The following is a 19,431-nucleotide window of genomic DNA, read 5'->3' as shown; positions in this document are numbered from 1 at the left end:
AGCACCCCCGGGATGCGCCAGGATAGGGACGCGCACGATCCGGTCGCGGGGCGGCCCGCACCACACCAGCACCACACACGGAGGACTCATGCTCGCCATCGGTGTCGACATCGGGGGAACCAAGATCGCGGCCGGCGTGGTCGACGAGGACGGTCGCCTGCTTGCGAGCACGCGGCGCGACACCGATCCCGAGGACCCGGCGGCCATCGAGGACTCGGTCGCGGACGCGGTGGAGGAGCTGCGTCGCGACCACGAGGTCGGCGTCGTCGGCGTCTCGGCCGCCGGCTTCGTCGGTCGGGACCGCTCGACCGTCGTGTTCGCCGCGAACATCGCCTGGCGCGACTACCCGCTCGGCGAGGTGCTCCGGCAGCGGCTCGCGCTCCCCGTGGTCGTCGAGAACGACGCGAACGCGGCCGGCTGGGCCGAGTTCCGGTTCGGCGCCGGCCGCGACGTCGAGGACATGATCATGCTGACGGTCGGCACCGGCCTCGGTGGCGCCATCGTCACCGACGGACGGCTCCTGCGGGGGGCCTCCGGCGCGGGTGCCGAGGTCGGCCACCTGCGGGTCGTGCCCAACGGCCGCGCCTGCGGCTGCGGGCACGACGGGTGCCTCGAGCGCTACGTGTCGGGCACCGCGCTCGTGCGGGAGACGCGGGCGGCGCTCGAGACCGACCCGGACCGGGCGGCGCACCTCATCGGGCTCGCCGAGGGCAAGCCCAAGCGCGTGACCGGGCCGATGGTGACCCAGGCGGCCAAGGAGGGCGACCAGTTCGCGGTGGACATGCTCGCCGAGCTCGGCCGCTGGCTCGGGACGGGGATGGCCGCGCTGTCGGCGGTGCTCGACCCCGCCCTGTACGTCGTCGGCGGTGGCGTCTGCGAGGCCGGTGACCTCCTGCTGGAGCCGGCGCGCGAGGCGCTCGACCAGCAGCTCTTCGCGCGGGGCCGCCGACCGCTGCCGACCATCGTCATCGCGGAGCTGGGGAACGACGCCGGCATCGTCGGCGCCGCCGACCTCGCCCGCTCGCACTGACCCGAACCTCCGACATCGGGGTGGGCCAGGTCGCGTCTCGCGACCGCGGCCACCCCGACGTCGGAGGGCGATCGTGCGTCAGACCTCGGCGCCGTCGTCGTCGGGATCGCGGTGGCGCTTCGGGAGCTGGCTGAACCCGAGGGCGCAGCCGCCGACGAACAGGACGAGGCTCAGCCCGACGAACCACACCTCGGCGCTGCCGAACGTCACGACGGCCAGCAGCATGAGGAGCGGGCCGCCGATGATCCCGGCCCACGCCAGGCGCGTGCGGGTGCTGCCCGTCGCCGGTGGCGGCTCCTCGGGGTGCCAGCTCTCGTCTTCCGGGTCGTCGGGCGGGGAGTAGTCGCGCGGGCCGGTCCCGGCACCGATCCGCGGCGTGTCCGACAGCAGGAACCGCCGCGGCTCGGCCGCGAGCGGGCCCGTGAGGTCGCGCCACTCCGCGTCCCAGTCGCGCTCGTCCGGCTCGCTCCCGGCGCCGTCGTCGGCACCGTCGTCGGGCGCGTCCGCGACGGCGTCGTCGGCCGCGGGCTCGACCTCGTCGCGGTCCTCCGGCTCGGGCACAGTCATCCCGGCAGGATAGTTCGCCCCGGGCGACCCGGAGGGCTGGGCCGGGTGCGAGGGGGACCGGGACCCACGGGCGGGACCGGGGGTCCGCCGCCCTCTAGAGTGGGGCGTGGGTTGCCACCGGCGCCCTCGTCCGCCTCCGTCGCGGCGCGGTGATTCCGAACCTCGAAGAGGGGTCCACGAGTGTTCTACCGGTTCATGAAGGCGACGCTCGGCTCGCTCCTGCGCGTCTTCTACCAGCCGTGGATCCGCGGAGCCGAGAACCTTCCCGAGACCGGTCCGGCGATCCTGGCGAGCAACCACCTCGCCGTCATCGACTCCTTCTTCCTCCCGCTCATGCTGCCGCGCGAGGTGGTGTTCCTCGGGAAGTCCGACTACGTCGAGGGCACCGGTCTCAAGGGTCGGTTCATCGCGTGGTTCATGAAGGGCGTCGGGCTCATCCCGGTCGACCGCTCGGGTGGCAAGGCGTCGGAGGCGGCGCTCAACGCCGGCCTCGACCGGCTCGAGACCGGCGGCCTGTTCGGGATCTACCCCGAGGGCACCCGCAGCCCCGACGGACGCCTCTACCGCGGCAAGACCGGCGTCGCGCGGCTCGCGCTGGAGTCGGGCGCCCCCGTCGTCCCGGTCGCGATGGTCGGCACGAACATCGCGCAGCCGATCGGCCGGCGGATCCCGAAGTTCAAGCGGATCGGCGTCGTGCTCGGGGAGCCGATGGACTTCAGCCGTTACGCCGGGATGGAGAACGACCGGTTCGTCCTGCGCTCCATCACCGACGAGATCATGTACGAGATCATGCGCCTGTCGGGCCAGGAGTACGTCGACATGTACGCGGCCACCGCGAAGGCGCGGCTGGCCAAGGGCAAGTCGGCTGCCTCCCTCACGGACGCGCCCGGCGGGCGCCCGGTGCCCGAGGAGCCGCCGTCGCCGGACGACGGCGCGGCGTCCGGGCCGGCGACCAGGGACCCCGGCCCCGCGGCGGCCGCCGCCGAGGGCGTCGAGCCCGACGAGACCCGCTAGCACCCAGTCCATCCCCACGGCCTCCCTCCCCGAGGGCTCCCACGGAAACGAAGGAAGACACATGACGGTCAAGCGCGTCGCGCTGCTCACCGCGGGCGGCTTCGCCCCCTGCCTCTCCGCCGCGGTCGGCGGCCTCATCAAGCGCTACTCCGAGATCGCGCCCGACATCGAGATCATCGCCTACGAGTACGGCTACCACGGCCTGCTCACCGGCCGGAAGATCGTCGTCGACCAGGCGGCGCGGGACAACGCCGAGGTGCTGCTGAAGTTCGGCGGCAGCCCGATCGGCAACTCGCGCGTCAAGCTGACCAACGCGAAGAACCTCGTCGAGCGCGGTCTCGTCGCCGACGGTGAGAACCCGCTGGAGAAGGCGGCCGAGCAGCTGCGCGCCGACGGCGTCGACGTGCTGCACACGATCGGCGGCGACGACACGAACACGACGGCGGCCGACCTCGCCGCGTACCTCGAGGAGCACGGCTACGGGCTCACGGTCGTCGGCCTGCCCAAGACGATCGACAACGACATCGTGCCGATCCGGCAGTCGCTCGGTGCGCTCACGGCGGCCGAGGAGGCCTCCGGGTTCGCGCAGAACATCATCGGCGAGCACCGCTCCAACCCGCGCATGCTCATCGTCCACGAGGTCATGGGGCGCAACTGCGGCTGGCTCACGGCCGAGGCCGCGCGCCGCTACCACGCGTGGGTCGAGCAGGTGCCCGCCTGGAACCCGAGCATCGGTCTGGTCAAGGAGCGGTGGGACGTCCACGCCGTGTTCCTGCCCGAGCTCGCGCTCGACCTGGAGGGTGAGGCCGTGCGCCTGCGCGGCGTCATGGACTCCGTCGGCAACGTCAACATCTTCCTGTCCGAGGGCGCCGGCGTCCCGGAGATCGTCGCGGAGATGGAGGCGCGCGGCGAGGAGGTCCAGCGCGACCCGTTCGGTCACGTCAAGCTCGACACGATCAACCCGGGCGCCTGGTTCGCCAAGCGGTTCGCCGACCTCATCGGCGCCGAGAAGGTCATGGTCCAGAAGAGCGGCTACTACTCCCGCTCGGCGGCCGCGCACGAGGAGGACCTCGCGCTCATCGCGCAGATGGTCGACCTCGCGGTCGACTCCGCCCTCGCAGGCGTCTCCGGCGTCATCGGCAACGACGAGGAGCAGGGCGACGAGCTGCGGGCGATCGAGTTCCCGCGGATCGCCGGCCACAAGCCGTTCGACCTCGACCAGGCGTGGTTCGCCGAGCTGCTGGAGTCGATCGGCCAGCCGTTCAAGCCCGCGGAGAACGCCGGCCACTGACGCCGACGCCGGTCGTGGCGGGGCCGGGCGCACACCCTCGCGGTGCGCGCCCGGCCCCGTCGCCGTCCACGGGTCGTGCATGCGCGCGGGGGAGGGCGCGGCTCGCCTATCCTTGTCGGTCGTGAGCGTTCCCGCAGATCCCGTCGTCCTGGCCGGCCTCGATGCCTACCGCGAGCTTCGCGCCGCGCAGCAGCCGACCTGGCCCGACTCCGCGGCGCTCGCCGAGGTGACGGCCGAGCTCTCGGCCCTGCCGCCGCTCGTGTTCGCGGGGGAGGCGGACGCGCTGCGGGAGAAGATCGCGCTCGCGCAGCGGGGCGAGGCGTTCCTGCTCCAGGGCGGTGACTGCGCCGAGACGTTCGCCGAGGCGACCGCCGAGCGGATCCGGAACAAGATCAAGACGATCCTGCAGATGTCGATCGTCCTCACCTACGGCGCGTCGATGCCCGTGGTGAAGATGGGGCGGATCGCCGGCCAGTACGCCAAGCCGCGCTCGAGCGACGACGAGACGCGGGACGGCGTCACCCTCCCGGCATTCCGGGGTGACATCGTCAACGGCCACGCGTTCACCCCCGAGGCGCGCATCCCCGACCCGCGCCGGCTGCTCAAGGCGTACCAGACCTCGGCGGCGACCCTCAACCTCACGCGCGCCTTCACCATGGGCGGGTTCGCCGACATGCGCCTCGTGCACGAGTGGAACAAGGGCTTCACGGTCACGCCGGCCTACCGCACCTACGAGGGCGTCGCCTCCGAGATCGACCGCGCGATCCGCTTCATGGCCGCGGCGGGCGCCGACTTCGACGCGCTGCGCACGGTCGACTTCTACGCGGGGCACGAGGGCCTCCTGCTCGACTACGAGCGCCCCCTCACGCGGATCGACTCGCGGACCGGCCTTCCGTACACCTGCTCGGCGCACTTCCTGTGGATCGGCGAGCGCACCCGCGACCTGACCGGCGCGCACGTCGACTTCTTCTCCCGCGTGCACAACCCGATCGGCGTGAAGCTCGGGCCGACGACCTCGCCGGACGACGCCGTGCGTCTCATGGACGCGCTCAACCCCGACGGGACGCCGGGGCGGCTCACGTTCATCACGCGGATGGGCGCAGGCAGGATCCGGGACGCGCTCCCGGCGATCGTCGAGCGCGTGGCCGCGGACGGTCGGCCCGTCCTGTGGGTGTCCGACCCGATGCACGGGAACACGATCACCTCGTCGAACGGGTACAAGACCCGCCGGTTCGCCGACGTCATCGACGAGGTCCGGGGCTTCTTCGAGGTGCACAACGCCCTCGGCACCATCCCGGGCGGCGTCCACGTCGAGCTCACGGGTGACGACGTCACCGAGGTGCTCGGCGGGGCGGAGGAGATCGACGACCTCGGGCTGGAGCAGCGCTACGAGACGCTGGTCGACCCGCGGCTCAACCACGCGCAGTCGCTCGAGATGGCGTTCCTCGTGGCCGAGATGCTGCGGGAGCGCACCGCGCGCTGACTCCGGCCGCTCGGCGGTCGCTCACCGATCGCTCGGCGGGCGGGCGTCCTCAGACGAAGGTGAGGAGGATCGTCGAGCCGCGCTTGACGCTCTCACCGGCCCCGGGCTTCTGGTCGACGACCTGACCCAGCCCCAGTCCCCAGGACTGCTTGGTGTCGACGACGAAGCCCAGCTCCTCCAGCTGCTCGGTCGCCGCCGAGAGCGACTTCCCCTCGACGTTCGGCACCTCGACCATGTCGGGGCCCTTCGAGACGACCAGGATGACGTTGGAGCCCTGGGGGAAGGTCGCCCCCGGCTCGTACGGCTGCGGGACGTCGCCGTTGGCGCCGATGGCGACGGAGATGACCTGACCGGCGGCGATGTCGTCGCTGAACTCCTCGGTCTGGGAGATCGCGGCCTCGTCGATGTCGAGGATCTTCGCGAGCGACGTCGTGGCCGTCGCGACGTCCCAGCCGACGTAGTCCTGGTCGATCTCCTTGAGCTCCGGACCGCTGGAGACCGTGAGCGTGATCGCCTGGTCGTGCGGGTACTCGCCCGGACCCGGGTCGGAGCGGATGACCAGGCCCGCCGCCAGGGTGCGGTGGGGCTCCTCGACGACGTCCGGCGTGGCGAACCCGGCCTCGGTGACCGCCGTCACGGCCGCCTCCTGCGGCATCTCGGCGACGTCGTCGAGCGTGAAGTGCTCGATGCCGAGCGAGACGGCCAGCTCGATGCTCTCGCCGCGGGCGAGGCTCGTGCCCGGCTCCGGATCGGTGGAGATGACGAGGCCGGCCGCCACGTCGTCGTCGTACCGCTCGTCCCGGTGCACGACGAGGCCGAGGTCCTCGAGCTCGACCGTCGCGTCGGAGGCCGACGTGCCGGCCACCTCGGGGACGAGGACGCGCGCGCCCGGCCCGAACAAGAACCACCAGCCGGCGCCGGCCCCGCCGGCGATGAGCAGGACGAGGAGCGTGATGACGAGGGCGCGGCCGCCTCGTCGCCGCCGGCGGGGAGCCGCCGGGGAGGACGAGGGCGCGTCCGGCACCGCGACGGCCCCGATCGGCAGGGCGATCGTCCCCGTGCCGGGTCCGCGGTCGAGCGCCTGGGTGCGGTCGGCGTCGAGCTCCTCGGTGACGCCGCCGACCGGCATGGTGGCGCTGTGCCGCTCGGCCGGGGTCGGTACGTCGTCCGGGATCGGGACGAGCAGCTCGGGCCGGCCCTCGACCTGCGCCCGGAGCGTGAGCGCCCGCTGGTCGAGACCGCGGCGCAGGCGACGGACAAGGGCGAGCGCCTCGGCGGCGTCCTCGGGGCGCTGGGTGACGTCGCGCGCGGTCAGCTCGGCGACCAGGTCGTCGACGTCGACCGGCAGCCACGGCACCGACTCGCTCGGCGCCGGCACGTCCTCGTGGACGTGCCGGTAGGCGATCTGGATCGGCGTCTCGCCCTCGAACGGCGGCGAGCCGGTGAGCATCTCGAAGAGCATGATCCCGACGGCGTAGACGTCGGCACGGGCATCGGCCTGGCCGCTCGAGACGATCTCGGGGGAGAGGTAGGCCACCGTCCCGAGCAGCGTCCCCGTGCTCGCCGCCGTCGCCTCGGTGACGGCGCGAGCCAGGCCGAAGTCGCCGACCTTGACGGCACCCTCGGGGCTGACGAGCACGTTCTCGGGCTTGATGTCGCGGTGGACGAGCCCGGCGCGGTGCGCGGCTGCGAGCGCGTCGAGCACGCCCTCGGTGATCGCGAGCGAGCGGCCGAGGCTGAGCGCGCCGTTCCCTGCGATCTCGGTGCGGAGCGTGCGGCCGCGGACGTACTCCATCGTGAGGTAGCTGAGCTCGCCGTCGACGCCCTGGTCGAGCACCGCGACGATGCCCGGGTGTGCCAGCCGGGCGGCCGCGCGGGCCTCGCGCCGGAAGCGGGCGATGACGTCGGTCCCCTCGGCCAGGTGCGGGTGCATGACCTTGAGCGCGACGTAGCGCTCGAGCCGTCGGTCGTGGGCCAGGTAGACGGTGGCCATGCCGCCGCGGGCGATTCGGCGCACGACGTCGTAACGTCCGTCGACCGTGCTGCCCAGCAGCGGGTCCGTCGTGAGTGCACCCATCGCCGCGAGGTTACCCGTGAACCGCGCCGGAACGCGGGAACCGCGCCGTGGCGGGGCGTCGTGCGTGGCGCCGACCGGTCGGCGGGCGTTCGCTAGCATCGGCCGTGTGGAACAGGATCGTGAGTGGGAGACGCTCGTCTCGGAGTGGGTGTACGTGCCGGACGTGGCGAGCAGGATCGGGATACCGGACAAGCAGGTCCGAGCGCTCATCCACGATCGCAAGCTCCTGGCCTTCCGGACCGGGCCCAACGCGGCCATGGCGGTGCCCGAGGCCTTCCTCGTGGCCGACGGCGACGGCGAGGAGATCCTGACGTCGCTGCGCGGGACGCTGACGATGCTCGGCGACGCCGGGTACGACGAGCTGGAGTCGCTGCGCTGGCTGTTCACCGAGAACGACCAGCTCGGGGCGACACCGATCCAGGCGCTGCGCGACGGGCGCGTGACGACCGTGCGCCGCGCCGCGCAGGCGATCGACTACTGACGCGTCGCGGGTGGCCGGTCCTCGCACGGTCGGCCGGTGACGGCGGCTGCTGACGCGTCCGCCGGCGGTTCACGGTGGCCGAGGGCCGATCGGTGACGCCTGCGACGGGCGGTGAGCCGCTCCGTGCGCGCGGCCGAGCGGCCTCGGCCGCTCGGTGCTGGGATCAGGAGGCGCGGTCGAGGGCGGCCGCGACGAGCTCGCGCAGCTCGGCGGTGTCGCCGACGCCGGTCGGCGCGTCCGCGAGCAGCTCCTCGGCCCGGTCCGCGTGCTCGGTGATGAGCAGCTCGACGCGGGCGAGGGCGCCGGAGTCGCGCAGGATCGACCGGACGGCCTCGACCTCGTCGGCCGTGACGTCGCCGCGGCCGACGCACCGTTCGAGCGTCACGCGCTGGTCCGGGGTCGCGTCGCCGTAGGCCAGCTCCAGCAGGACCGTGCGCTTGCCCTCCCGGATGTCGTCGCCCGAGGGCTTGCCGGTGACCTCGGGCTCGCCCAGCACCCCGAGGACGTCGTCCCGGAGCTGGAAGGCGACGCCGACCTCGTGCCCGAGGCGGGCCAGCCAGTCGACGACGACGTCATCGGCGCCCGCGATCCGCGCCCCGATGACGAGCGGGAGCTCGACGCTGTAGCGGGCGGTCTTCGACTCGATGACGCGCCAGGCGCGGTCCAGGGCCTCCTCGTCGCCCCACGGCGCGAGCGTGGCGAGCAGGTCGAGGTACTGGCCGAAGGCGACCTCCGATGACATGGCCCCGAACAGGTCGACGAGCCGGAGCCGACGCTCGAGCGGCAGCGCGGCCGTCGCGCTCGTGAGAGTCGTCGCGCTCCAGGCGAGCAGGAGGTCGCCGAGGAGGATGGCGCCGCCCTCGCCGAGCCGTTCCCGCAGGGCGGGGTCGGTCGCGGTGCCCGGTCCCCGATCGGCGAACCAGCGGTGAGCTGACGGCTCGCCGCGGCGCGTGTCGGCGGCGTCCATGAGGTCGTCGTGGACGAGCGCCGCCGCCTGGAACAGCTCGAGGGCCGCGGCGACGTCAACGTTCGGCTCGCCCCCGCACGCGGCGGTGGCCGCGAGGCACAGCCGCGCGCGCAGCCGCTTGCCGCCGCGGACGGCCCGTCGGGCGCCCTCCAGCAGCGGTGCCGCCTCTCGTCCCGCGCGTCCGACGTGGGCCGAGATCCCGTCGACGGCCCGGTCGATCGCGTCGTCGAGGTCGCGGTCGAGCGCGCTGACGGGGGAGTGCTGCGGCATGCTCTCACCCTAGTTCGACGGGTCCGGCGGTCGGTCGGGGACGGGGACTTGCGGGCGCCGAGGCGGTGGAGGACGTGCGCGACCGTGCCCGGCCGACGACTGTCGGGATCGGGCGGGTGATCGCTGTCCACATCCGGCCGCGACGTCGAACACCGGGCGCCCGTCGACACCCCCGTGGACGCGGGCGGTCCGACCTGGCGAGATGGACTCGACACCGGGTCCGACCCGGCCCCGGGAACCCGGGACGTCGACGACGCCCCGGCCCCGCCGAGACCGCACGCAGGGAGCCACGATGAGCCGAGCCGCCACGACCCGGGACAGCGCAGCGCGGGGGAGCCGCGCGCCGGACGATGCGGGCCTCGCCGGCGCGCCGCCGGGAGACGCGGTCGCGGACGGGGTCCCCGTCCTGGACGCCGAGCCCGTCCTGCGGGCCACCGGTGTCGAGGAGGTGCTGTCGTACGTCCCGCACGCGCTCGGCTTCCACCCTGAGAGCTCGGTCGTCCTCATCTCCCTGAGACCGCCGCGGGGTCGGCTCGGGCTCACGATGCGGTGCGACCTCGAGCCCCTCGCGTCGCCACGGGCGGGCGACCTCCTCGCGGCGCTCGCCTCGCACGTCCGCGCCGACGGCGGCACGCAGGTGTTCTGCGTCGTGTACGCGCCGGGGACCGTGGCGCGGGCGCGGTGTGATCCCCGTGTCCGCGCCGCCGTCGGAGCGGTGACGACGACGCCCGACCTGCCCGCGGTCCGCGAGGTGTGGCTGGTGACGAGCACCGGGTACGGCGCGTTCGACTGCAACGACGAGGAGTGCTGCCCGGCGCGCGGACGTGACTTGCGCGAGCTGACGGACACCCGCGTCGCCGCCGAGCTCACCCTGCGCGGCTCGTCGCCGCGGCCGAGCCGGGAGGCGCTCGCTCCGGCGCGCAGCACCAGCGGACCGGGGCGACGCTCGTTCGGGTCCGCGTTCGGCCGGGCGAGGCTGCGGGTCGGGGACGGAATGGACGGCGGCCGGCCGATCGCCGCGCTCGTGGCGGAGGCGGTCGAGACGCTGGGGTCCGCGACGTCCCGGCCGAGCGTTCTCGGCCGGCTGGCGGCTCTCCTCGCCGCGCCCCGGCTGCGCGATGCGGTGCTGCTCGCGATCGCGCGGGCGGCGCCGGGCGAGTGGACCGACCCGACCGCCGGCGTGGAGTGCGCCCCTGGCACGGGCGGCGCGGAGCGCGCCCCTCGGAGGCTCGCTGAGGGAGCCGGGTCCTGCGTGGAGCCCACCGTGGCCGGCGCGCCACCCGGCAGCGCCCGGGCCGGTGAGGACGGCGTGGAGCATGCCGCGGGTCGCTCCGGACCCGGCGGCGACGCCGTGGAGCGCATCGAGGGTGCCGAGGGTGCCGAGGGCAGGACGGAGCTCACCGCGGCCGGCGTGCCACCCGGCGGGGACATCGCGGAGCGCGGTCGGGGTGCCGCGGGCAGCGCCCAAGACGGCGTTGGCACCGCCGGGTGCCCCGGTCCCGCCGTTCCGTGCTCGGACCCGTTGCCGGACGCGCCGGGCGGCTGGGCGGCGTTCTCCCGGCTGCTCGAGCCGGGCGTCACGGCCCCGGACCCGGGGCTGCTGCGGCACGCCGTCGGGGTCGTCGAGGCGGCTGCCTCGTTCGCGAAGCCGTCCGTCCGAGCCGACCTGTGCGCGATCCTCGCCTGGCTCCACTGGTGGCGCGGCGACGGCGCCGCGGCGGCGCTGGCGGCGCGCGAGGCGGTCCGGCTGGACCCTGGGCAGCGTCTCGCCGGGCTGGTCGCGGAGCTGCTGCGACACGGCGTCGCACCCGGCTGGGCGCTGCCCGCGGCGACGGCGTGAACCCCGAGCGGTCTCACCCCGCGACACCGGAGGATCACGGCCTGGGACGCGCCCCGGCGTGGTCTAGTGTCGAGCCATGGCGAGCACGGCGATCGTGGTGGGATACCTGGCGACGCCCGAGGGCGAGGCGGCTCTCGAGGCCGCGGCCGTCGAGGCGGGCAGGCGTGGGGCGCGCGTCGTCGTGGTGGCCTCTCGCAGACCCAGCGAGGACTCCGCGTCGCACGACGCCGCCGTTGAGCGCGTGCGCGACCGGCTCGACGAGTCGGGCCTCGGTTACGAGGTGCGCCAGCTCGACCAGGGTCGCGACGTCGCCGAGGACCTCATCGAGACGGCCGAGGAGTCCCAGGCGGAGCTCATCGTCATCGGGCTCCGCCGTCGCTCGCCGGTGGGCAAGCTCATCCTCGGCTCGAACGCCCAGCGCGTCCTGCTGGACGCACCCGTCCCCGTGCTCGCGGTCAAGTCCGTCTGAGCCGGCGACTCCGCCGTCCCGAAGCACCCCTCGAACCAGGAGGCCGCCACGTGTCGTCGCACGAGGTACCCGTCGACCTTGCCTACACCCGCGAGCACGAGTGGGTCCGACTCACCGACGGCGTCGCGACCGTCGGCATCACCGCCTACGCGGCCGATGCGCTCGGCGACGTCGTCTACGCGCAGCTGCCCGAGCTGGGCCGCGAGGTCGCGCCGGGCGACGTGACGGGCGAGGTCGAGTCGCACAAGTCCGTGTCGGAGATCTTCTCGCCGCTGGCGGGCGAGGTCGTCGCCGTCAACGACGAGCTGGCGACGGCGCCCGAGCTGGTCAGCTCCGACCCCTACGGCGAGGGCTGGCTGTTCCGGCTCGAGGTGCCGGAGGAAGCGACCGACCTCCTCGACGCGGCCGAGTACGAGGCGTACCTGGACACGCTCGAGGCCTGAGCGCCACCAGTCGCCTGATTGGGGCGGCTCTCCCTCGCGAGGACCGGACGGAACCAGCGGCGCGCCGCGAGGTCCGAACGAGGCGCGGGGGAGCATCCGACGCTCGCGCGTCGCGCGTTCCCTCGACGGATGCCCCGCTCCGGACCGTTCTCACGCGTGCGGCCTGCCCCGGCCCGTCCTCGGCCGGCCATCGCACGTCGCACGTATCCCGGGCGGCCCTCGCGCGTTGCTCGCACGTCGCACGGATCCCGGCCGGCCCTCGCGCGTTGCTCGCACAGGGCACGGATCCCGGCTTCCGCCGGGTCCAGCTCCTCAGCGGTCGGCCGCCCGGGCACGCTCCCGCGGCCGTCACGTCCTCGGGTGGTGCTCAAGTGGTTCTCCGCCGCCTCTCGGCCGGTCGCCAGCCGGCTCCCGTCCAGTTCAACCCGGTTCTTCGACGTTCTTCGGCGCACCGGGAACAAACCACGGGGGGACGTCGTTGACGCCACTGGTTGACGAGTCCCGGCCTCCGGCGTGCCCTGACGGCGGAGGAGTGGTCTCGAGAGCCGTATCATTGCCCGGTCGAGCGGCGCCACCCGCTCGGACGATCCCTGCCGAAAGGTCCTTCGTGTCGGTCAGCACCACCACATCTTCTGCGGCCAGCTCCGCCAAGAAGACGGCCACCTCCAAGGCGGCCCCCACGCGTTCCCGCACCACCTCGCGGACCTCGGCGGCGACGACGCAGCCCGCGGCCGAGACGGTCGAGGAGACGCCCGCCACCCCGGCCCGGACGACCAAGGCGGCCGGCAAGACCGCCGCCTCGACCGACGCCGCTCCGACGAGGACGACCCGCTCGCGGAGCACGGCCTCGAAGTCGGCCACCTCGAAGACCGCGGCGGCGACGACCTCGGCGGCCGACGAGACCGAGGCGAGCGAGAAGGCGCCGGCCACCCGCACGCGCAAGCAGACGGCGAAGGCCCCGGCCAAGACCCGGACGAAGGCGTCGGCCGCCAAGGCCACGGACGCGGATGACGCCGAGGAGCCGGAGATCGACGAGGAGGCCGTCGAGATCGAGGACGTCGAGGTCGAGAACGGCGAGACCGAGACCGACTCCACCGACGACTCGGACTCCCGCGAGGACGGCGAGGCCAAGCCCGCCGCGGCCGAGGAGGACGAGGAGGCCGCCGGCTTCGTCATCGGCTCGGACGACGACGACGCCCCCGCGCAGCAGGTCGTCACGGCCGGTGCGACGGCCGACCCGGTCAAGGACTACCTCAAGCAGATCGGCAAGGTCGCGCTGCTGAACGCCGAGCAGGAGGTCGAGCTCGCCAAGCGGATCGAGGCCGGCCTGTTCGCGGAGGAGAAGCTCGCCGAGGGTGGGCCGATGGAGTTCTCGCTGCGCCGGGAGCTGGAGTGGATCGCGGCCGACGGTCGGCGGGCGAAGAACCACCTGCTCGAGGCGAACCTGCGCCTCGTGGTCTCGCTGGCCAAGCGGTACACGGGCCGCGGGATGCTCTTCCTCGACCTGATCCAGGAGGGCAACCTCGGTCTCATCCGCGCGGTCGAGAAGTTCGACTACACCAAGGGCTACAAGTTCTCGACGTACGCCACCTGGTGGATCCGCCAGGCGATCACGCGCGCCATGGCCGACCAGGCCCGCACCATCCGCATCCCGGTGCACATGGTCGAGGTCATCAACAAGCTCGCCCGCGTCCAGCGGCAGATGCTCCAGGACCTGGGCCGCGAGCCCACGCCGGAGGAGCTGGCCAAGGAGCTGGACATGACGCCCGAGAAGGTCGTCGAGGTCCAGAAGTACGGCCGCGAGCCCATCTCGCTCCACACCCCCCTCGGCGAGGACGGGGACAGCGAGTTCGGTGACCTCATCGAGGACTCCGAGGCCATCGTCCCGGCCGACGCCGTCAGCTTCACGCTCCTGCAGGAGCAGCTCCACGCGGTGCTCGACACCCTGAGCGAGCGGGAGTCCGGCGTCGTCTCGATGCGGTTCGGCCTCACCGACGGACAGCCGAAGACGCTCGACGAGATCGGGAAGGTCTACGGCGTCACGCGCGAGCGGATCCGACAGATCGAGTCCAAGACGATGTCGAAGCTGCGTCACCCCTCCCGCAGCCAGGTCCTGCGCGACTACCTCGACTGAGCCACCCACGACAGAACGCCGAGTGCGGGGGGCCAGACACGGACGACGTGTCTGGCCCCCCGCACTCGGCGTCCGCGTCTCTATCGGGCCAGGCGGCGGACAAGGCCCAGGCGAGCCGCCAGGTCGGCCGCGCGGGCGTCGGCCGTGATCACCGGGGTGGGGACGTCGGCAACGAACAGAGCGAGGTCGAGGAACACGAGCACGGCGCAGGACAGGAGCGCATCGGCGCCGTCGACCTCGCTCCCGGCCTCCACCACGAGCTCCAGCGCGTCGTCCTCGGCGTCGGGGCTGTCCAGCACCGTCGCGTAGTCGAACGCACGCGACCCGCTTCCCAGTGCCTCGACATCGACGACGCCGGACACGTGCCCGCGCTCGAACAGCACGTTGGCCAGGCGCAGGTCGCCGTGAACGAGGTCCGCTCGCCGCAGCCGTGGCTGCCCGACGAGAGCCTGCACCGCCGCGCACGCGGCCGCTAGCCGTGCCCCGCCCGGACCCAGTGCGCGAACGCGGGCAAGAGAGGGGCCAACGCGCTCGGAGTACCAGGAACCGACGTGGTCCGACCAGTTGCGGCCAGGGAGCGGGTCCACGTTCCCCTGGAGCTCCACCGTTCGGATCAGGCGCTCTGCGACCGGGGCGGTCAGACGCTCGACTGGCGCGCCTGGCGCGCGCTCCATGATCACGTACCCGGTGCCCGACGGCGTCATCCCCGCCGCGCGCCACGGGGGAGTGGGGTAGCCGGCCGCGACCGCACGGGCCACGGCGGGTTCGGCCGCGATCATCCGCGCGGCCGTCGCGTCGTCGTTGGCCCGCTTGAGGACCGCGTGGCTGCCGCGCTCGTCCGTGACGAGCCACGCACCGCCCTGCATCCCGCCGTCGAGCGGCCGCACGGACTCGTAGCTGCCCGCGCCCGCAGCGCGGATCTCGGCCAGGGTCGCCTCCACGGCGAACCGCGTCGGTGCGGTCATCGTGTGGTCGGTCTCAGCGCTTGCGGCGGCCGGGCTGGCGGCCGCGCGCCGAGGCGAGTCGGGGGCGTGCCGTGCGGGCCGGTGTGCGCTGCTGCTGCGATCCGGTCGACGTCGACGGCGCCGGGGTCTTCCCGCGGGTGGAGTTCACGGTGCGCCCCCGAACGATGCCGATGAGCTGCTCGACCAGCGCGGCCGGCTCGCCCGTCTCGAGCGGGAGCCACGCCAGCGCGATCTGGGAGGCCGGGACCGCGGGGCCGTCGTCGCCGGACGCCGCGTCGGCCACCAGCGGCCGCAGCTCCACGTCTCGCCTGTGCAGCTCGCGCGCGATCGCCTTGGGCAGCACGCAGACCCCCGCCTCGTGCGCCACGAGGTCGAGGGCGTCGGCCGTCGTCAGCGGGCGCAGCCCCGCGAAGGGCTCGCCGGGCGCGTCGGCCCAGTGCAGGACGTCGTCGACGGGCACGACGAGGGTCTCCCCGACCAGGTCCGTCGGGGCAAGGGAGTCGAGGAGCGTGAGCTCGCTCTCCCGGGACATCGCGACGACCGTCTCCTCGGTCCACAGCGGGATCCGGACCAGGTCGGGGGAGCGCAGCGGGAGGCGGAGGAAGGCCGCGTCCACCTCGCCGGCGAGCAGCGCGTCCTCGGCGCGCGCCGCGTCGAGCGGCAGGAGGTCGAGCGGGACGTCGCGGTGGCGGCCGCGCCAGGTGTCGGCCCAGCGGCCGGGGTTGACGCCGGGGACGACGCCGAGCCGCAGTCGCGGGCCGGCCTCGTCCTCGGACATCGCGGGGGTGCTCAGCGCGAGTCGGACGCGGAGGAGGACGCGAGAAGGCGGTCCGACTCGTCGTGGATCTCGACGGCGACGGACTCGAGCTGCGGGGTGAGCGCACGCCCGTGGTGGGCGCAGAAGAAGAGCTGGCCCGACTCGAGCGTGACCCGCACGTAGGCCTGGGCCCCGCAGCGGTCGCAGCGGTCGGAGGCGGTGAGCTGGTCGGCAGTAGCTGTTGTCACCTCTCCATGGAACCATCCGGCTCGGACAAATGCCGCGGCGGTTCGCTGACCGCGTAGCAACCGGGCGGCGGGGCGCGCCTTGCGCGGAGATGTCGGACCTCGCGCCTACCATTCCGAGCGTGACCACGACCACCGAGTCTTCGTACACCGCACGGCACCTGTCCGTCCTCGAGGGTCTCGAGGCCGTGCGCAAGCGGCCCGGGATGTACATCGGGTCGACGGACTCGCGCGGTCTCATGCACTGCCTGTGGGAGATCATCGACAACTCGGTCGACGAGGCCCTCGCCGGGCACGGCGAGCTCATCGAGATCGTGCTCCACCCGGACTCCTCCGTCGAGGTGATCGACCACGCGCGCGGCATCCCGGTCGACACGGTCGAGAAACTGGGGCTGTCCGGCGTCGAGGTCGTCTTCACCAAGCTCCACGCCGGCGGGAAGTTCGGCGGCAGCTCCTACGGCTCCTCGGGCGGCCTGCACGGAGTCGGCGCGTCCGTCGTCAACGCGCTGTCCTCGCGGCTGGACGTCGAGGTCGACCGCGGCGGCAAGACCTACCGGATGACGTTCCGGCGCGGCGAGCCCGGGATGTTCGACGACGCCGGCGGCAGCCCCGGGCCGGACTCGCCCTTCGCCCCGTTCACCGACCACAGCGAGCTCGCCGTCGTCGGCAAGGTCCGGCGCGGCGTCACCGGCACGCGGATCCGGTACTGGGCCGACCGCCAGATCTTCCCTCTCTCGGCCACGTTCTCCTACGACGAGCTCATCACCCGCGCGCGCCAGACGGCCTTCCTCGTTCCCGGTCTCGAGATCGTCGTCCGCGACGAGCGGCGGCTGCCCGGGACGCCCGGTGCCGATGGACCGGTCCAGGAGAGCTTCAAGTACGACGGCGGGACGAAGGACTTCGTCGAGTTCCTCGCGCCGGCTGACCCCTCGGTCACCGACGTGTGGCTGCTGCGCGGCGAGGGCACGTTCACCGAGACCGTCCAGCAGCTCGACGGCAAGGGCCACCTCGTGGCGACCGAGGTCGAGCGCACGTGCGAGGTCGACATCGCGCTGCGCTGGGGGAGCGGGTACGAGACGGAGGTGCGCACCTTCGTCAACATCATCGCGACGCCGAAGGGCGGCACGCACCTGGCCGGCTTCGAGCAGGCGCTGCTCAAGGTGCTGCGCAAGCAGATCGAGGCGAACGCCCGCCGGCTCAAGCTCACCGGCAAGAACGGCAAGGAGAAGGTCGAGAAGGACGACGTCATGGCCGGCCTCACGGCCGTCGTCATGGTCCGTTTCCCCGAGCCGCAGTTCGAGGGCCAGACCAAGGAGGTGCTCGGGACCGCCCCGGTGCGCCAGGTGGTGTCGAAGGTCGTCGAGACCGAGCTGGGCGGGCTCCTGGAGTCGAGCGCGCGCGCCACCAAGGCGCAGGCCGCCTCGCTGCTGGAGAAGGTGGTCGACGAGATGCGGGCCCGCGTCTCGGCCCGCACCCAGAAGGAGATCTCGCGGCGCAAGAGCGCGCTGGAGTCCTCCTCGCTCCCGCAGAAGCTCGCGGACTGCCGCACGGACGACGTCGGGTCGTCGGAGCTGTTCATCGTCGAGGGGGACTCGGCGCTCGGCACGGCCAAGGACGCGCGGGACAGCGAGTTCCAGGCGCTCCTGCCGATCCGGGGCAAGATCCTCAACGTTCAGAAGGCCTCGCTGGCCGACATGCTCGGGAACGCCGAGTGCGCGGCGATCATCCAGGTCATCGGCGCCGGCTCGGGACGCAGCTTCGACCTCGAGGCCGCGCGGTACGGCCGGATCGTGCTCATGACGGACGCCGACGTCGACGGCGCCCACATCCGCACGCTCCTGCTCACCCTGTTCTTCCGCTACATGCGCCCGCTCATCGAGGCCGGTCGCGTCTACGCCGCGGTGCCGCCGCTGCACCGGGTCGAGGTCGTCGGCTCGGGGGGCAAGCCGGGCGAGACGATCTACACCTACTCCGAGAAGGAGCTGACCCAGCAGCTCGCGCGGCTGGCCCGGAGCGGCAAGCGGTACAAGGAGCCGATCCAGCGGTACAAGGGCCTCGGTGAGATGGACGCCGACCAGCTCGCGGAGACCACGATGGACCCCGAGCACCGGACCCTGCGGCGCGTCCGGATGAGCGACGCGGCGGCGGCCGAGACGGTGTTCGAGCTGCTCATGGGCAACGAGGTGGCGCCGCGCAAGGACTTCATCATCGCCGGTGCCGACGACCTCGACCCCACCCGGATCGACGCCTGAGAGGGCGGCCGTGACCCGGTCGGCACCCCCGCCCACCTCGCGTACCCTCGTGGCATGACTCCCGCCCCCGAGGCGCCGGTTCCCGGCGCGCCCGAGCCAGGGGGCGCGAGGACCCGGCCGGACGGTGCCGAGGCCCTCGATGGGCTGGCCGGGCTCACCTGGCGACCGCTGCGGGCGGAGGACCTCGCGGAGCTGTCGGACCTCGTCGCGCGCTGCGAGCGGTTCGATGACCCGCCCTACCGCACGAGCACCGACGAGCTGGCCGGCGACGTCTTCGAGGCGTCCGACGCCGACCTCGCCGACGGCACGATCGCCGGGTTCGACGAGGCGGGCCGCGCGCTCGCCTACGGCCGGGTGCGCCGCGCCGGCGACGGGCGCAGCGCCGTCATCGGCGGCGGGGTCGACCCCTCGCTGCGCCGCCGCGGGATCGGCAGCGTCATCCTCGGCTGGCAGCTCGCCAGGGCGCGCGCTCTCGTCGGCGAGCTGGTCACCGTGACGACCTACGTCGAGGACGGCATGGGCGACCAGGTGGCGATGCTCGAGGAGGAGGGCTTCACGGCGCAGCGCCGGTTCACGGAGCTGCGCCGCGACCTGTCGCAGCCGCTGCCCGACGTCGCCCTGCGCACCCCGCTCACGCTGGAGCCGTGGCGCTCGGAGCTGGACGAGCAGGTCCGGCTCGCGCACAACGAGTCGTTCGGCGACGCGGCCGGGGCCGGCGCGGGCGGTGCGTCCGTCGAGTCCTGGCGCGAGGGCATCGCGAACGTGGTGCCCGAGTGGAGCTTCCTCGTCATGGACCGCTCGACCGACCGGACCCCGATCGCCGGCTACCTGCTGTCGGGTCGCTACGAGCAGGACTGGCCGGCGCTGGGCTACACGAGCGGCTACACCGACCTGCTGGGGGTGCGCCGGGAGTACCGCGGCCGCCGGGTGGCGACGGCCCTGCTGGTCGCCGCCATGCGCGCGTACCGGGACGCCGGGATGGAGTACGCCTGCCTCGGCGTCGACTCCGCGCTCGACGACGCCGAGAGCACGCTCTACGGCCAGCTCGGCTTCGAGGCGACCCGCGGGTCGACCCTCTGGGCTCGCACGCTCGCCTGAGCCGAGCCCGCCCGTCCCGGTGGTCGACGGGACCGGCGCCGGGCGCTG

Annotated in this window: 17 protein-coding genes; 11 read left to right on the top strand and 6 right to left on the bottom strand. The window is 73.5% G+C overall.

What is annotated here, in order from left to right:
• The first annotated feature begins 88 nt into the window (after positions 1-88).
• Positions 89-1,030: an ROK family glucokinase gene (locus EDD28_RS15395; RefSeq protein WP_123740615.1), complete on the top strand. Its 942-nt coding sequence runs from the start codon at positions 89-91 to the stop codon at positions 1,028-1,030.
• A 78-nt stretch (positions 1,031-1,108) separates the two neighbouring features.
• On the opposite strand, the gene EDD28_RS17530 is transcribed toward EDD28_RS15395, so the two are convergent.
• The gene (locus EDD28_RS17530) at positions 1,109-1,597 is read right to left on the bottom strand and encodes a hypothetical protein (protein WP_170169519.1); all 489 of its coding nucleotides are present in this window, start codon (positions 1,595-1,597) and stop codon (positions 1,109-1,111) included.
• A 180-nt stretch (positions 1,598-1,777) separates the two neighbouring features.
• Here EDD28_RS17530 and EDD28_RS15385 point away from each other — a divergent pair, with 180 nt between their 5' ends.
• From EDD28_RS15385 to EDD28_RS15375, 3 genes are all read left to right on the top strand, one after another.
• Positions 1,778-2,611 (top strand): lysophospholipid acyltransferase family protein, encoded by an 834-nt coding sequence (locus tag EDD28_RS15385; protein ID WP_211339245.1) that lies wholly within the window; start codon positions 1,778-1,780, stop codon positions 2,609-2,611.
• Positions 2,612-2,672: 61 nt separating this feature from the next.
• Positions 2,673-3,902: a pyrophosphate--fructose-6-phosphate 1-phosphotransferase gene (locus EDD28_RS15380; RefSeq protein ID WP_123740614.1), complete on the top strand. Its 1,230-nt coding sequence runs from the start codon at positions 2,673-2,675 to the stop codon at positions 3,900-3,902.
• A gap of 121 nt (positions 3,903-4,023) precedes the next feature.
• A complete protein-coding gene (locus tag EDD28_RS15375; RefSeq protein ID WP_123740613.1) occupies positions 4,024-5,385 on the top strand; it encodes a class II 3-deoxy-7-phosphoheptulonate synthase in 1,362 nt (453 codons plus the stop codon).
• A 49-nt stretch (positions 5,386-5,434) separates the two neighbouring features.
• Here EDD28_RS15375 and pknB read toward each other — a convergent pair whose 3' ends face one another.
• Entirely contained in the window at positions 5,435-7,462 is a 2,028-nt protein-coding gene (gene pknB, locus EDD28_RS15370; RefSeq protein WP_123740612.1) for a Stk1 family PASTA domain-containing Ser/Thr kinase, read from the bottom strand.
• Positions 7,463-7,568: 106 nt separating this feature from the next.
• Here pknB and EDD28_RS15365 point away from each other — a divergent pair, with 106 nt between their 5' ends.
• Positions 7,569-7,943 (top strand): Rv2175c family DNA-binding protein, encoded by a 375-nt coding sequence (locus tag EDD28_RS15365; RefSeq protein WP_211339244.1) that lies wholly within the window; start codon positions 7,569-7,571, stop codon positions 7,941-7,943.
• Between the two features lie 163 nt (positions 7,944-8,106).
• Here EDD28_RS15365 and EDD28_RS15360 read toward each other — a convergent pair whose 3' ends face one another.
• Entirely contained in the window at positions 8,107-9,180 is a 1,074-nt protein-coding gene (locus tag EDD28_RS15360; protein ID WP_123740611.1) for a polyprenyl synthetase family protein, read from the bottom strand.
• A gap of 292 nt (positions 9,181-9,472) precedes the next feature.
• On the opposite strand from EDD28_RS15360, the gene EDD28_RS15355 reads away from it, so the two are divergent.
• The 4 genes from EDD28_RS15355 (at position 9,473) to EDD28_RS15340 (ending at position 14,066) form a co-directional block, all read left to right on the top strand.
• Complete coding sequence (locus tag EDD28_RS15355) at positions 9,473-11,020, top strand: DUF4192 family protein (protein WP_170169518.1); 1,548 nt, start codon at positions 9,473-9,475, stop codon at positions 11,018-11,020.
• 76 nt (positions 11,021-11,096) lie between these two features.
• On the top strand, positions 11,097-11,489 hold the full coding sequence (locus tag EDD28_RS15350) for a universal stress protein (protein ID WP_123740609.1): 393 nt from the start codon (positions 11,097-11,099) through the stop codon (positions 11,487-11,489).
• 50 nt (positions 11,490-11,539) lie between these two features.
• Entirely contained in the window at positions 11,540-11,932 is a 393-nt protein-coding gene (gcvH, locus tag EDD28_RS15345) for a glycine cleavage system protein GcvH (RefSeq protein WP_123740608.1), read from the top strand.
• A gap of 586 nt (positions 11,933-12,518) precedes the next feature.
• The gene (locus tag EDD28_RS15340) at positions 12,519-14,066 is read left to right on the top strand and encodes an RNA polymerase sigma factor (RefSeq protein WP_245968157.1); all 1,548 of its coding nucleotides are present in this window, start codon (positions 12,519-12,521) and stop codon (positions 14,064-14,066) included.
• Positions 14,067-14,146: 80 nt separating this feature from the next.
• Here the strand turns inward: EDD28_RS15340 and EDD28_RS15335 are convergent, their stop codons facing one another.
• The 3 genes from EDD28_RS15335 to EDD28_RS15325 are packed head-to-tail and all read right to left on the bottom strand — an operon-like array spanning position 14,147 to position 16,036.
• A complete protein-coding gene (locus EDD28_RS15335; RefSeq protein WP_123740606.1) occupies positions 14,147-15,031 on the bottom strand; it encodes a phosphotransferase family protein in 885 nt (294 codons plus the stop codon).
• A 13-nt stretch (positions 15,032-15,044) separates the two neighbouring features.
• The gene (locus EDD28_RS15330) at positions 15,045-15,809 is read right to left on the bottom strand and encodes a LysR family transcriptional regulator substrate-binding protein (protein WP_123740605.1); all 765 of its coding nucleotides are present in this window, start codon (positions 15,807-15,809) and stop codon (positions 15,045-15,047) included.
• Between the two features lie 11 nt (positions 15,810-15,820).
• Positions 15,821-16,036, bottom strand: a complete 216-nt coding sequence (locus EDD28_RS15325; RefSeq protein WP_123740604.1) for a DUF7455 domain-containing protein — start codon at positions 16,034-16,036, stop codon at positions 15,821-15,823.
• 119 nt (positions 16,037-16,155) lie between these two features.
• Between EDD28_RS15325 and EDD28_RS15320 the strand changes: the two genes are divergently transcribed.
• Together EDD28_RS15320 and EDD28_RS15315 are read left to right on the top strand one after the other, a co-directional pair.
• Complete coding sequence (locus EDD28_RS15320; protein ID WP_245968112.1) at positions 16,156-18,285, top strand: DNA gyrase/topoisomerase IV subunit B; 2,130 nt, start codon at positions 16,156-16,158, stop codon at positions 18,283-18,285.
• A 54-nt stretch (positions 18,286-18,339) separates the two neighbouring features.
• Complete coding sequence (locus tag EDD28_RS15315) at positions 18,340-19,383, top strand: GNAT family N-acetyltransferase (protein ID WP_123740602.1); 1,044 nt, start codon at positions 18,340-18,342, stop codon at positions 19,381-19,383.
• Positions 19,384-19,431: the final 48 nt, after the last annotated feature.

Source organism: Salana multivorans (genome assembly GCF_003751805.1).
GTDB classification, from domain to species: domain Bacteria; phylum Actinomycetota; class Actinomycetes; order Actinomycetales; family Beutenbergiaceae; genus Salana; species Salana multivorans.
The sequence above is the reverse complement of the archived record's forward strand: the minus strand, read 5'-3'. Positions and strand labels throughout refer to the sequence as shown.

Bases quoted from the DNA above. Each gene is read 5' to 3' on its own strand.
- EDD28_RS15395 (WP_123740615.1), top strand. From the start codon at position 89: ATGCTCGCCATCGGTGTCGACATCGGGGGAACCAAGATCGCGGCCGGC.
- EDD28_RS17530 (WP_170169519.1), bottom strand. From the start codon at position 1,597: ATGACTGTGCCCGAGCCGGAGGACCGCGACGAGGTCGAGCCCGCGGCC.
- EDD28_RS15380 (WP_123740614.1), top strand. From the start codon at position 2,673: ATGACGGTCAAGCGCGTCGCGCTGCTCACCGCGGGCGGCTTCGCCCCC.
- pknB (WP_123740612.1), bottom strand. From the start codon at position 7,462: ATGGGTGCACTCACGACGGACCCGCTGCTGGGCAGCACGGTCGACGGA.
- EDD28_RS15360 (WP_123740611.1), bottom strand. From the start codon at position 9,180: ATGCCGCAGCACTCCCCCGTCAGCGCGCTCGACCGCGACCTCGACGAC.
- EDD28_RS15355 (WP_170169518.1), top strand. From the start codon at position 9,473: ATGAGCCGAGCCGCCACGACCCGGGACAGCGCAGCGCGGGGGAGCCGC.
- EDD28_RS15350 (WP_123740609.1), top strand. From the start codon at position 11,097: ATGGCGAGCACGGCGATCGTGGTGGGATACCTGGCGACGCCCGAGGGC.
- EDD28_RS15335 (WP_123740606.1), bottom strand. From the start codon at position 15,031: ATGACCGCACCGACGCGGTTCGCCGTGGAGGCGACCCTGGCCGAGATC.
- EDD28_RS15330 (WP_123740605.1), bottom strand. From the start codon at position 15,809: ATGTCCGAGGACGAGGCCGGCCCGCGACTGCGGCTCGGCGTCGTCCCC.
- EDD28_RS15315 (WP_123740602.1), top strand. From the start codon at position 18,340: ATGACTCCCGCCCCCGAGGCGCCGGTTCCCGGCGCGCCCGAGCCAGGG.